7 protein-coding genes and 1 pseudogene are annotated in these 13494 nt (G+C 66.4%); 1 reads left to right on the top strand and 7 read right to left on the bottom strand.

What is annotated here, in order from left to right:
* Positions 1-2 precede the first annotated feature (2 nt).
* The 7 genes from M0D43_RS21940 to dpgA form a co-directional block, all read right to left on the bottom strand.
* On the bottom strand, positions 3-221 hold the full coding sequence (locus M0D43_RS21940; protein WP_003468470.1) for an MbtH family protein: 219 nt from the start codon (positions 219-221) through the stop codon (positions 3-5).
* 97 nt (positions 222-318) lie between these two features.
* Complete coding sequence (locus tag M0D43_RS21945; protein ID WP_252163045.1) at positions 319-2025, bottom strand: cyclic peptide export ABC transporter; 1707 nt, start codon at positions 2023-2025, stop codon at positions 319-321.
* 76 nt (positions 2026-2101) lie between these two features.
* Complete coding sequence (dpgD, locus tag M0D43_RS21950) at positions 2102-2899, bottom strand: enoyl-CoA-hydratase DpgD (protein ID WP_252163046.1); 798 nt, start codon at positions 2897-2899, stop codon at positions 2102-2104.
* Positions 2896-4242 carry an aminotransferase-like domain-containing protein gene (locus M0D43_RS21955; RefSeq protein WP_252163047.1) on the bottom strand — a complete coding sequence of 449 codons (1347 nt, stop codon included), beginning with the start codon at positions 4240-4242 and terminating at the stop codon, positions 2896-2898. Before M0D43_RS21955 ends, dpgD begins: the two co-directional genes overlap by 4 nt.
* Positions 4239-5516, bottom strand: coding sequence for a (3,5-dihydroxyphenyl)acetyl-CoA 1,2-dioxygenase DpgC (gene dpgC, locus M0D43_RS21960; RefSeq protein ID WP_252163048.1), 1278 nt, complete (start codon positions 5514-5516; stop codon positions 4239-4241). Before dpgC ends, M0D43_RS21955 begins: the two co-directional genes overlap by 4 nt.
* Positions 5513-6256, bottom strand: a complete 744-nt coding sequence (gene dpgB, locus M0D43_RS21965; protein WP_252163049.1) for an enoyl-CoA-hydratase DpgB — start codon at positions 6254-6256, stop codon at positions 5513-5515. The genes dpgC and dpgB overlap by 4 nt, the downstream gene beginning before the upstream one ends.
* Before the next feature lie 39 nt (positions 6257-6295).
* The gene (dpgA, locus tag M0D43_RS21970; protein WP_252163050.1) at positions 6296-7390 is read right to left on the bottom strand and encodes a 3,5-dihydroxyphenylacetyl-CoA synthase DpgA; all 1095 of its coding nucleotides are present in this window, start codon (positions 7388-7390) and stop codon (positions 6296-6298) included.
* Between the two features lie 446 nt (positions 7391-7836).
* On the opposite strand from dpgA, the pseudogene M0D43_RS21975 reads away from it, so the two are divergent.
* Positions 7837-13367: pseudogene (locus tag M0D43_RS21975) on the top strand (amino acid adenylation domain-containing protein); the annotation flags it as partial.
* Positions 13368-13494 lie beyond the last annotated feature (127 nt).

Raw genomic sequence — 13494 nt, forward strand, 5'->3', positions numbered from 1 at the left:
ACTCAATGTCCCGCCGCTGCCATCGCGTCGCGCAGGCTCTTCGGACGCATGTCGGTCCAGTGTTCGTTGACGTAGTCCAGGCAGGCCTGCTTTGGGTTCGGGCCAAACACCACCGACCAGCCATTCGGTACGTCGGCGTAGTCCGGCCACAATGCATATTGTTCTTCGTGGTTGATGACCACCACATAGATCTGGTCTTGCTCGTCGTCTTGGATCGACATCTGTACGTCTCCGGTGGGAATGAATCGCGGCGTGTTGCACGCATCGGGCGATGCGCCGGGCGCCGGCCGCAGGTTCGACGCGCCCGTGTTCTCTCGCTCAGGCTCCCGACGACATGCCGGGCACCTGCAGTTTTTCCAGCGCCAGCCCGCGCTCATCCGCAGGCAACGGCGCGTTACGCGCGGGCGCTGGTTCGACCACGTGACCATAGTCCAGCGACAGCACGCGGTCGGCCAGATGCCGGTAACCCGCATCGTGGGTCACCAACACCAGCGTCTTGCCGCGTGCGCGCAACTCGGGCAACAGCACGGTGTAGAAACGTTCCCGGAACGCCTGGTCCTGATCGGCGGTGAATTCGTCGAAGAGCATGATCTGGCGATCGTCCAGGCAGGCCTGCACCAAGGCCAGGCGTTTGCGCTGCCCCTGCGACAGATTCACGCTGGCGAACACGCCGTCGGCCTGGTCGAACGCGACCTTCGCGGCAAGGTCGACGCGCTCCAGCCAGTCCTGCACCTGCGCCGGATCGGCAGGCGCAGCGTCAGAGCCGATCACATGCGAAAACAGCATGAAGTCGAAGAACACCGCACTGAACATCGCCCGGTAGCTGGCCAGCGTCAGGCTGGTTTCCAGCGCCTGGCCGTCGAGGAGGATGCGTCCTTCGCTGGGGCGCAGCAGACCGCTGAGCAGCAGCAGCAAGGTCGATTTGCCGCTGCCGTTGCCGCCGGTGACGAACACCGTTTCGCCGCGCCGCAGAGTGAAGTCCACCGGGCCGAACTGAAAGTGATCGCCGTTGTCGCCGGCATAGCGATAGATCACCTGTTCCAGGCGCAGCGTCGTCCACGCCGGCATCTCGTCGGTGGCCGCCGCTGCCGAGGACGGCGCCGATGGCGCATCGTCGAGTCCCATCTCGCGCAGGTGGCGCACGCTCGCCGATGCACTGCCGACCTGGGCACCGAGATCGAACAGCGCGTTGAGCGGGCCGCTGATAAACAGCCCGGTGATGACGAATTGCAGGATCGTGGCCGACGGCAGGTCGAACAGATAGCGGCCGGCCAGGATCGCGGCCAGCACCCAGCCATAACCGATCAACTCGGCGCAGGCATCGCTGATGCCCCAGTGCATGCTGGTGTCGAATTGCGTACTGCGGGCGCGCTCGATCGCTGGGCACAGCTCGGCCCTTGCGAAGTGATTGGCACGGGTCGGCGACAGGGTCAGTTCCTTCTTGCCCTCCACCAGCGTGCGCAGCAGGCCGTTGAGGGTTTCCTCGGCCTTGCGCATGCGGTCGTAGGCGGGGCCGGTGAAGCGCCGGGTCACGTAGAACAGTGCACCGGACAAACCGATGAAAGGCACTACCACTGCGAACAGCGGCAGCGACACCCAGGCCAGGTACAGCAGCCCGCCCAGCGACAACAGGCTGTTGGTCAACAGCACCGGGCCCATCTGGATCATCTGCGCCAGGCGTCCGACATCGCCGATCAGCGCGCCGAACACCGCATGCTTGCGGTGCATCAGCCGTTCCAGCGGCAACTCCAGAAAGCGCGCCGACAACTCCGTACGCAAATCGGCCATTAATCCGCTGCTGACGCGCGCGGCCAGACGTGCCGACAACAGGCGCACGACAAGTGCGGCAACCAGCAGCAGCGCACCACGGAGCAGCGCCTCGCGCGTATCGATCTGTAGCGCATCGGTGGCGGTGCTGTTGAGATAATCCAGCAGCAACATCGAGGTGCCGGCGCTGGCTGCCGACAGCAACGACATGCCGGCCAGGATGCGCGCATGACGGCGCAGATAGCGCTGGATCAGCATGGCCGCGCTCCAGTGGTCGTGAGGGGGCGTCTTGCATCAACCAACACGCGGCCAAGCGACTGCAGCAGCCCCGCGCTCATTGGCCACACCAGTGCGGCGCACGTTTCTCCACGAATGCCAGCGGCCCTTCGCGGCTGTCCTGGCTGTGGCGCCGACGTTCTTCCCAGGGATAGCGGGCCGCAAAGGCATCGGCCAACGGCAGGCTCGCCGACATGGCTGCCGCTTGTTTGATCGCGCGCAGCGAGAGCGGCGCACAGGCCAGCAGATCGGCCAGCCAACCGTCCACGCACGTATCCAGCTGCGCGGCCGGCACGACCTCGTTGACCAGGCCCAATGCCAGCGCCCGCGCCGCGCCGATGCGTCGGCCGCTGAGCAGATAGCCCATGGCGCTGCGGTACGGCAATTGCCGGGTCAGACGGAACACGCCGCCGGCGCCGGGGATCAGGCCAAGCCGCGCTTCGGGCAATGCGAATTCGGCGGTATCGCAGGCAACGATGATGTCGCAGGCCAGCGCCAGTTCGAAGCCGCCGCCCAGGGCCAGACCATTGACCCTGGCGATCACCGGTTTGCACAGGTCGAACCGCTCGGTCAGGCGCGGCCAACCGGCCGAACCCTGGCTGCCGAACGACGACGACGGTACGCCATCAGCCAGCCGTGCGGCGAGTTCCTTCAAATCCTGACCGGCCGAGAACGCGCGCTCCCCGCTGCCGCTGAGCACGGCGACCCACAACGTATCGTCGGCCTCGAAGGCGTCCCAGATCTCAGCGAGCGCGGCATGGGTGGCAAGATCGAGCGCATTGAGCACCGCCGGGCGGTTCAAGGTGATGCGGGCGACATGGCCGTCGCGTTCGAACAGCACCGGCGCGTTGTTCATCCGAGCACCCGTGGGTCGCACAGGAAGCGGCGCAGGCGTTTGACCCCGTCGTCGATCTGCGCGTCGGTGAGATAGCTGCACGACAGGCGCAGGCTGTGCTGGCCGCCGTCGTCCAGGTAGAACATGCGCATCGGTGTCCACAGCACGCCATGGTCGCGCGCGGACAATTCCAGCAAGTCCGCATCGACCTGCACACCGAGCTGCAGACAGACGAAAAAGCCGCCCGTTGGACGATTCCAGCGCACGCCCGGATGTGCGGCAGCCAGATCGCCCAGTTCGCGCTGCAAGGCAGCCAGCAGGCGGGCGAGCTTGCCTTGGTAGAAGGCCGCTCGCTCCGAGCCCAGGGCCGCGAGCGAGCCACCGCTGCTCAACAGCATGCCGGCAGCGATCGCTTGGCAGACCGGCGAAGTATTGACCGTCAGCATGCTCTTCAGCGTGGCCAGCGCATCGGCCAGCAGGCGTGGCGGTCGACCGTCCACGCACTGATCGGCGATCACAAAACCGACGCGGATGCCCGGCAAGGCGATCTTGGCGAAGGTGCCCATGTGGATCACCCGGCCCGTGCGGTCCATTGCCTTCAGCGATGGCAGGCTCTGCGCCTGGGGGACAGTGAAACCGTAGGTACTGTCTTCAAGCAGCCAGAAGTCGTGCGCGTCGGCCGCATCGAGCAAGGCCTGGCGCTGTTGGCGATCGAGCAGACTCCCGGAGGGATTGGAGGCATCCGGAGCCACGTACAGCGCACGCACGCGGCGGCCCTGCGCGCGCAGCGCGGCACAGGCGCGATGCAACTGCTCCACATCGACGCGGCCATCGTGCTCGTCGATGCCCAGCAGCGGGATATCGAGCACGCGCGCCGCGCCCATTGCGCCGACGAAACACGGCTGCACTACCGCCAGGACATCGCCGGGTGCGGCGAACAACGCCCGCAGCACCAGAAACATCGCTTCCTGAAAACCCACCGTGACCACGATGCTCGACGGCGCGATGTCCAGGCCCTGATCCTGGCGCCACGCCTGCGCCAGCAGCGCATTGATGATGCCGCGGCTGGGGCCGTACTGGAACAGACGGCGGCGTACCTGCAACGCACTCAGGCCCTCGGTCTGTGCCAGGTGGGCGAGATAGGTGTGCAGATGCGCGCTTAGATCCAGCGGTTCCAGCAAGGTCGGCGCCGGTGCACCCGGCGCGAACGAAATGGCATCCGGGTAGCGGTCGATCGCCTCGTTGAGAAAATCGATCGCCCCCATGACCGGCTCACCCAGACAGGGATGCAATTGCGTCGGGTCCAGCATCGCCATCGCTGACGGCTGCAGATCGGCCGATACGGCGTTGGCGTGGGCGCTCATGCCGCCCACCGCTGGCGCAGGCGCGCAAGCACGTCATCGGCATAGATGCGGCTGGACTGTACCAGGGCGAATTCGGCCATGTAGCGGCGGAAATCCTCGTGCGATTCTTGCGCGATGCACAGCATGCGCCGATTCGGCGCCACCGCTTCGCTGCGCATCTGCTCGACCGCCCGGGCGATTGCCGCATCCATGTCGCCGGCGTCGACAACGTCGTCGACCAAGCCTGCGGCATCTGGCTCCTCGGCGCGGATGATGCGACCGCGCAGGATCATGTCACGGCTGACCCGCTGCCCGGCTCGCAGACCCAGACGCAGATTGGCCGAGCCCGGGACGATGCCCTCCTTGGCGGCAGGCAAGACGAAATACGCGTCGCGCTCGGCCACCACATGGTCGAATACCAGCAACAACTGCAGGCCCCCGCCGATGGCGAAGGTGTCCACCGCAGCCACCCAGGGTTTTTCGATGCTGTGCTCGAGCGCATCGGCGCCCGGCCAGCACAGGCCGCGTCGAAGTTTGTTGAGATAGGTGAACTCGCGACGCAGCAGGAAGTCGACGAAGGAAATCTTGCCTTGGTGCAGATGCTGCAGGTTGATGCCGGAACAGAACACCCGTCGCCCGCTGTATTTGGGGTGTTGCATCGGGCCGCCACGGACCACGCCGACCGTGACCTGGTCATCTAACAAGGCCAGATCCACCGCCACTTCCATCGCCTCGACCAAGGCGTTGTCCTCGGCGTTGAGGCCGGTCTGGTTGGCGACGGTCAACCAGGCAACGCCATCGCGGCGCTGCAGATGGATCGGGCCGATCTGCAAGTGGCCCTGACTGCGGAATTCTGGTAGCAGATCGAGCGCGCGCGCAGTCGGCCGCAGAAGGCTCTCGATCAGATGGTGCCCGCACTCCGGCTGGCGCAGCACGCCCCATAACACGATGCCCTGTTCGATCTCCCAGCCTTCCTTTTCCGACTGGATGCACGCGCCGTCCTGCGCCCATTGCGCCTGGCTCGGCAACAGCCCGGGCACGAGCTTGGCGGCAGCGTGCAAGACCTCGTCCAGGCGTAGCGCCAGAGTCCGGTGCTGGGTCAGCGTCCCGTACAGCCAGTCGCCATGACGGCGCATGAAATCCATCCGTGCGGACCGGCATCGCGCGTGGATCGCTGCTGCCCGCTGTGCCTGCAGCGCATCGCGCTGCACACGCGGCGGCAAAGCGGCAAGCGCCTGCTCGGACCAGTCCGCCAGTGCATGCAACTGCGCCATGTCATCGGCCAGCGGATTCATGCGGAAACCGCCTGCGCAAGAACATCCTGTGCCCCGTCGGCAGGTGCAGGATGCAGGGCGCGCAGCCGCCGACGTCGCAGTTCCACATCGCAGGCGGCCAGATGCTGTCCCAGGGCTTGTTCGTAGGAATGGGCGGCGCCTTCGAGCAGCAGCAAACGTCGACTCGGCAACACCTGCACATCGACGCCGGCCAGCGTCGCCAGCCATGTGGCGATTGCGCCCTGCGCATCGTCGCTGAGCTGATCGACCACACCCAGCTGCGCCATACGCGCGCTACAGAGCTGCGTTTCGAACAGGAACACCGAACGCGCCGCGCCCATCCCCAGGCGCGTGCTCATGCGCCGCATCGCCATGCCTGGCCATGCGGCTTCGCCGCTGTGCAGGCAGACGCTGGCCGTGGGCGTGGCGATACGCTGATCCGTCGCCAGCAGCAGATCCAGCATGCCGGCCGAGCAGGTGTTCTCGATCCAGGCCAGCGACAGCCCTTGCAGGCGTTCGAAGCGGCGCATCGCCTTTTCCCAGCGGCTCACCAAGTCCAGACTCACCGCGCCCGGCCAGCACGCCGCCGCAGACGGTGCGGTGGTGCCGTGCAAGTGCAGGATCAGAATCGCTGGTGAGCTGGCGTCTTCGACCGCATCGCAGGCGCGGGTGAGCCGTTGGATCTGGTCGTCGCTCAGCGCGCTGGCGGCGTCGATCTTCAAGTGGACGAGATGCAACACAGGATTTGCGGGATCGCTCATGAAAATTCCACTGGAACGAAGATGGGAATCAGGCGTGGTTTACCAGCACAGCAGCGCGGTCTCGATCGACGAACCCGGCCCCATCGTCATCATCACGCCCCAGTCGCCGGGACGAACGTGCCCTTCGTCGAGCAGGCGTGCATAAGAGAACAGGAACGAACCGCTGGACATGTTGCCGTGTTCGCGCAGCACCTCGATGGTGTGGCGCATATCGTGGCTGGTGAGCATGAGGTTGGCCGAAATCGCGTCGATGACCTTGCGCCCGCCCGAGTGCACCAGCCAGTGCGCGATGTCGCGGCGGCGCAGACCGGTTCCCTCGAGCAGACGGTCGATCACGGTCGGCGCATTGGCGCCGACCACGTATGGCACGTCCTTGTGCAGACGGAAATGGAACTTGCCATGCGTCTCATCCCAGACGAAGCGCATCGCATCCAGCGCCTCGGGAATGACCTGACTGGCGAACTTGCATACGCGTGGCCCGTTGTGGGTATCGGCGTTGTCGGCGATCACTGCCAGTGCTGCGGCGCCGTCGCCGAACAAACTGTTGACCACCGCCGTCTCGATGCCCTCATCGTCGACGTAAGCCGCCGAGCACACCTCGATGCACAGCAGGATCGCGAGCTTCCCTGCATTGGCATTGGCCCAGTTGACTGCTGCGTTGAAGCCATTCAAGCCGGCGTTGCACCCCATCCCGACCACATCCAGCCGCAGGCAGTCCTGACGCAATCCCAGGCGTTGAATCAACAACGAACTGAAGCCGGGCGTGAGCAGTCCGGTGGTGGTGACGCAGCAAAGATACTGCACATCATTGAGCTGCGCACCGATCGAGTGTAGACAGCGCAGGAGTGCACGTTCGCCGATTTCCAGGCCGATCTCGCGGTGCTTGTCGAGCAACTGCGCTTGCGTTTCACTCGGTGCCGTCGCTGTCTCTTCGCGCCGTGGCAGGACCAGGCTGCGGGAGTCAATGCCGTTGCGCAGAAATACCAGGCGCCGGCGCTGATCTTCGATGCCGAAACGCCTCAGCACATCGGGCTGCGAGTAGCGGCTATCAGGCGTGGCGGTACCGACGCCACGAATGCGCGGCGACGTAGATGGCAGCGCGTCCGTCGATGCAATAGCCGCATTGAAATTCATGCGCGTCTCAGATTCCAGCGTAGCCCAGGATGGATCGCCAAACGATGAGGGCGACAGCGATGCAGGGCATGGTCGTCCAGGCCCTTCCGGGGTACTTGCTCATGTGCGCCGATGAGTTGCCTGTCAGCGTCACCCGACATGATGCGCACGCAACACCCTGTATCGGTGCATCGGGTGGCCAATACCAGTCTGGCGGCAAGACGCAGCCATTGTACTTTTACTGCAGACACGACCGCCAAAGACAATCTGCAGTCACTGCCAGTCAAGCGCGCACTTGCCAGAAGAACTAAAAAACCGCTCTACGCCGCAAGGTCGAGTCAGGTACGTGCAACGCCCGATGTCGATGATCCTGCTCCGACGCGATCGCCCAGCGCCGCGTCTTCCGCCATGTACTGCCAGGCCAACGTTCCGGTGCCGGTCACGCCTGCTCGAGGATCACACCCATCATGGATAAGTCTGCAAAGACCCTTCCTGCCTCATTCGTGCAAAAACGCATGTGGCTGCTCGCCAGGCTGGATCCGCAAGCGTCCATCACCTATCACATCGCCAACGGCGTACGCTTGATCGGCGAGCTGGACATCGACGCTTTGCAAGCTGCGCTGGATCGCATCGTGGCGCGGCACGAAATACTGCGCACCAGTCTGGTCGAAGTGAACGGCCAGCTCCGCCAGCGCATCCATACGGCAACGGGCTTTCCGCTTGTGCATGAGGATGCGAGCGCTTGCGATACGGCTGCGATCGCACGCCTCGCACAGCAGGAGGCCGCGCTTGCCTTCGACTTCGAGCTCGGCGCTCCGGTGCGAGGACGCCTGCTGCGCCTTGGGGCGCAGGAACACGTGCTGCTGCTGACCTTTCATCACATCGCCTGCGATGGCTGGTCGATCGGGATTCTCTTGCGCGAGATGGAAGCCTTGTACGCGGCCTGCGCCCGGCGCCTGCCCGATCCGCTGCCGCCATTACCGATCCAGTACGCGGACTATGCGATCTGGCAGAGCGAGCAGTTGCGAGGCGACACTCTTGCTGCGCAACTGAATTTTTGGACAGAGCAACTGGCCGGCGCCCCGCCGCTACTTCCGTTGCCGACCGACCGCGCTCGCCCAGCCGTCCAGGACTATCGCGGCGCGGCGGTCGAACTGCTGCTGCCGCCGGAACTGGGGCAACGGTTGAATGCGCTGGCACGCCGCCATGGTTGCTCGCTGTTCGTCACCGTGCTTGCCAGCTGGGCCCTGCTGCTGGCACGGATCGGCGCGACCGATGACGTCGTGATCGGCACGCCGGTCGCCGGACGGACGCATCCGGATCTGGAAGGGCTGATCGGTTGCTTCATCAACACGCTGGCGCTGCGTCTCAAGGTGTCCGGCGCACCCACGGTGGCGCAGTGGCTGGCGCATGTGCGCAATGTGGTTCTGAACGCGCAGGATCACCAGGAGCTGCCGTTCGAGCGCGTCGTCGAAGCACTGCAACCGAGTCGCAACCTGAGCCATACGCCCGTGTTCCAGACATTGTTCAGTCTGGATGGCTTTCGCGGCAGCCCGTCGCAGCACACCCACGGCCTGCGACTGGAATCGTTGCCCGATAGGTCTGACAGGTGCGCGTTCGACCTGATATTGACGATGAAGGAGTCCGAGGCTGGGCTGGATGGCTTCATCAGATATCCAACATCCCTGTTCGATCACGCCACCATCCAAGCATATGCTGCGCAGTTCCTGCACCTGCTGCAGGCCATCACCGAAAACGACGGCGCCCTCGTAGAGCAACTTCCCTGGATACCAGAGGCGCAACGCGATCAGGTGCTGTATGGCTTCAACGCCACGACGGTTGTCCCGCCCGCCCTCACGACGCTCGTGGAAGCCCTGCACGCTCATGTCCGGCGCAGTCCAGACGCGACAGCGATAATCGACGGCACGCGCACGCTTAGCTATTGCGAACTGTGGAGCCGCGCTGCCGGCCTTGCCGAAAGACTTCGGCGCAACGGCGTACAACCGGGCCAGCCCGTAGCGTTGCTGTTGCCGCGCTCGGCGCTGTTGATCGTGGCCGAACTGGCGGTGCTGATGTGCGGCGCTGCGTATGTCGTCCTGGACCAGGCGCAGCCGGAAGCGCGCCTGCGCGTACTGCTGCACGATTGCGCCGCCGCCGCACTGCTGTGTCTGCCGGATTGCCCGCTCGATGTCCCGGCCGTTCCCCGCCTGGAACTGGAGTTTGCGACGCTCGCTACGGAAACCAGTGCGCCGCAGGTCGGCGTCGTGCCCAGCAGCATCGCCTATGTCGTCTACACCTCCGGCTCCACCGGCACTCCGAAAGGCGTGGCGGTGTCGCATGCGGCCGTGCTGGCCTTCGCGCTCAACCAGCAACATGCGCCGTTGCAGCCGCAGGACCGCGTTGCCTTCCTCGCCAATCCCGCCTTCGATGCCAGCACCTTCGAAGTGTGGGCCACGCTGCTGCACGGCGCGGCCATCGTCATCGTCGACCAGCAGACCCTGCTCGACCCGACCGCACTGGCGCAGCACCTGAGCGCCACCGAGGTCAGCATCCTGCATCTGACCGCCGGGCTGTTGCCCGGCTACTGGCATGCCCTGCGCGATCTCCTGCCGACGCTGCGCTGCCTGCTCACCGGCGGCGACAGTGTCGATGCCGGCAGCGTCGCCGCGCTGCTGGCCCAGGCCGCGCCGCAACGGCTACTGCATTGCTATGGCCCGACCGAGACCACCACCTTCAGTGTGGTTCACCCTGTCGCGACAGTGGCCGCGGCCGCGGCGCGGATTCCGCTCGGCCGGCCGTTGCCGGGCAGCCGTGCCTATGTGCTCGACCGCTATGGCCATCCGCTTCCGATCGGCGTGGCCGGTGAGCTGCACATCGCCGGTGCGCAGCTCGCGCAGGGCTATCTGCACCGGCCCGGCCTGACCGCCGAACGCTTCGTGCCCGATCCGTTCGCCGAACAAGCCGGCGAGCGCATGTACAGAACCGGAGATCTGGCGCGCTGGCTGGCCGATGGCGGCCTGGATTTCCTCGGCCGCAACGACGATCAGATCAAGCTGCGTGGCTTCCGCATCGAGCCGGGCGAGATCGAGGCGGCCTTACGCGGCTGCGACGGTGTGCGCGAGGCGGTTGTCGTGGCGTGCAACGACACCGGCGACAAGCGCCTGGTCGCCTACCTCGTTGGCGACATGTCGTCGGTGGACCCGGCCACACTGCGCGCCGACCTTGCCGCGCGTCTGCCCGACCATATGCTGCCGGCCGCTTATGTGCGTTTGGACGCCCTTCCGCTGACCCCCAACGGCAAGCTCGATCGCGCCGCCTTGCCGGCGCCCGATGCTCAGGCACTCGATCTGCACGCCTATGTCGCCCCGCTCGGCGAGCTCGAACAGGTCCTGGCGGCGCTGTGGAGCGAGCTGCTCGGCGTCGAGCAGGTCGGCCGCCACGACGACTTCTTCGCCCTCGGCGGCCACTCGCTGCTGGCGGTCCGATTGATCTCGCGCCTGCGCGAACGGCTTGGGGTGGCGCCGGCGCTGACCGACGTCTTCGCCCATCCTCGGCTGGCGGCGCTGGCGACCGTACTCGCCCATGCCACGCCGCACACGCTGCGACCGATCGTCCCGGTCCCGCACACCGCTCCGCTACCGCTGTCCTTCGCCCAGCAACGGCTGTGGTTCCTGGCCCAGCTCGATCCCCGCGCCGATCTCGCCTACCTGATGACCAACGGGCTGCGCCTGCACGGCCGGCTGGATCGCCAGGCCCTGCGCCATGCACTGGATCGCCTTGTCGCCCGCCATGCCACCTTGCGCACCCGCATCGCCCTGCACCAGGGCGAACCGGTGCAGCTCATCGATGATGACAGCGTCGGCTTCCGGCTTGACGAACACGATCTCAGTACCGCAGCCGATCCCGAACGCCAGGCGCAACACCATGCCGAACGGGAAACCCAGACCCCCTTCGATCTGGCCCACGACACCCTGGCACGCGGGCGACTGCTGCGCCTGGGCGAGGACGACCATGTCCTGCTCGTCACCCTGCACCATCTGATCTGCGATGGTTGGTCGATGGGTCTGCTGGTCCGCGAACTGAGCACCCTGTACACCGCCTTCGCCCACGGCCAGTCCGATCCCTTGCCGCCGCTGCCGCTGCAGTACGCCGACATCGCCATGTGGCAACGCCGCTGGATCAGCGGCGAGATCCTGCAACGCCAGCGCGAGTTCTGGATTGAGCAGCTGCACGATGCCCCGCCGCTGCTGGAACTGCCGACCGACCGCCCCCGTCCTGCGCTGCAGGACTACCGTGGCGACACGGTCGCCATCGCCGTGGATGCCGATCTCACCGCTGCGCTGCGCGGCTTGAGCCAGCGCCACGGCACCACGTTGTTCATGACCCTGCTCGCCGGCTGGGCGGTGCTGTTGTCGCGGTTGTCCGGTCAGGACCAGGTGGTGATCGGCACCCCGATCGCTGGACGCGATCGCGCCGAACTGGAGCCGGTGATCGGCCTGTTCGTCAATTCGCTTGCCTTGCAGATCGACCTGCGCCAGGCACCGGATACCGCCCGTTTGCTGAGCCAGGTGCGCGCGAGCACGCTCGCGGCGCAGGCGCACCAGCACCTGCCGTTCGAACAGATCGTCGAGGCGCTCAAGCCGGTGCGCAGTACCGCGCATAGCCCGCTGTTCCAGGTCATGTTCGCCTGGCAGAACGCACCGGAAGGCCACCTGGCACTGCCCGGCCTGACCCTGCGGCCAGTGGCGCTGCCGATGCAGACCGTGCAGTTCGACCTGGAAATCGCCATGGCCGAGCACGACGCTGTGCTGGTCGGCAGCATTGGCTACGCCACGGCGCTGTTCGAGCGCGGCAGCATCGAACGCCATGTCGCCCTGTTCATCGCCACGCTGCGGGCGATGGTGGCCGACGCGCACGCACCGGTCGCGCGCCTGCCGTTGCTGAGCGCGGCGGACCATGCGCAGTTGCGCGAGTGCAACGACACCGCTGGCGTCGTCGACGCGATGCCCGTGCACCGCCTGCTGGAACGACAGGCCGTCCAGCGGCCCGATGCGCTCGCCGTGCAGGACGGAATGCACCACCTCAGCTACGCCGAGCTGAACCTGCGCGCCAACCGCCTGGCCCACCATCTGATCGCGCTCGGGGTGGCAGCAGACGTGCGCGTGGCGCTGTGCATGGAACGTAGCGTGGACGCCATCGTCGCGATCCTGGCGGTGCTCAAGGCCGGCGGCGCCTACGTGCCGCTGGACCCGGCCTATCCGCGCGAGCGTCTGCAGTGCATGCTCGCCGACAGCGCCCCGCGCGTGCTGATCGCCGACGCGGCGTGCCTGGCCCGCCTGCCCGACCCCCTCGACGCGGTGCTGCTACGCATCGATGCCGACGCCGCTGCGTGGTCCGCGGCACCGGCGGACACCCCGTTCGTGCAGGGGCTGCAGGACGAGCGCCTGGCCTATGTGATCTACACCTCCGGCTCCAGCGGCCGGCCCAAGGGGTGATGGTCTCGCACCGGGGCCTGGCCACGCGCCTGCAGGCCTTGATCGACACCTATGGGCTGAGTGCGCAGGACCGCGTGCTGCAATTCGCCACGCTGGCCTTCGATGCCTCGGTCGAGGAAATCTTCGGCGCCCTGTGCAGCGGCGCCACCCTGGTGCTGCGCGACGATACCTGGCTCGATACCGACAGGTTCTGGCAACACTGCGCGCAGGCCGGCATCACGGTCGTCGATCTGCCGACCCGCTTCTGGGCACAGCTCTGCGCGCAGTCGCTGCAGATCCCCGCCTGCGTGCGCCTGGTCATCGTCGGTGGTGAAGCGCTCACGCCAGCCATGCGGCAACGCTGGCTGCAGGGCACCCGCACGCCGCTGCTGGACACCTACGGCCCGACCGAAGCCATCGTGGTGGCCACCACCCAGGCCATCGCCGCCGACACGCCGACCGGTATCGGCCGTCCGCTCGCCGATACCCGGGCGCATGTGCTGGATCGCCACGCGCAACCGCTGCCGATCGGCGCGCGCGGCGAGCTGTATCTGGCCGGCGCGGCGCTGGCGCGCGGCTATCTGGGCCGTCCCGACCTGACCGCCGAACGCTTCGTCCCCGACCCGTTCGCCCACACCCCCCGGCCAGCGC

This window comes from Xanthomonas prunicola (assembly GCF_025266575.1).
Lineage (GTDB): Bacteria > Pseudomonadota > Gammaproteobacteria > Xanthomonadales > Xanthomonadaceae > Xanthomonas > Xanthomonas prunicola.

What these genes read in the sequence shown, in the direction of transcription:
- dpgA (WP_252163050.1), bottom strand. Translation starts at nt 7,390, where the DNA reads ATGAATTTCAATGCGGCTATTGCATCGACGGACGCGCTGCCATCTACG.
- dpgB (WP_252163049.1), bottom strand. Translation starts at nt 6,256, where the DNA reads ATGAGCGATCCCGCAAATCCTGTGTTGCATCTCGTCCACTTGAAGATC.
- dpgD (WP_252163046.1), bottom strand. Translation starts at nt 2,899, where the DNA reads ATGAACAACGCGCCGGTGCTGTTCGAACGCGACGGCCATGTCGCCCGC.
- M0D43_RS21940 (WP_003468470.1), bottom strand. Translation starts at nt 221, where the DNA reads ATGTCGATCCAAGACGACGAGCAAGACCAGATCTATGTGGTGGTCATC.
- M0D43_RS21955 (WP_252163047.1), bottom strand. Translation starts at nt 4,242, where the DNA reads ATGAGCGCCCACGCCAACGCCGTATCGGCCGATCTGCAGCCGTCAGCG.
- dpgC (WP_252163048.1), bottom strand. Translation starts at nt 5,516, where the DNA reads ATGAATCCGCTGGCCGATGACATGGCGCAGTTGCATGCACTGGCGGAC.
- M0D43_RS21945 (WP_252163045.1), bottom strand. Translation starts at nt 2,025, where the DNA reads ATGCTGATCCAGCGCTATCTGCGCCGTCATGCGCGCATCCTGGCCGGC.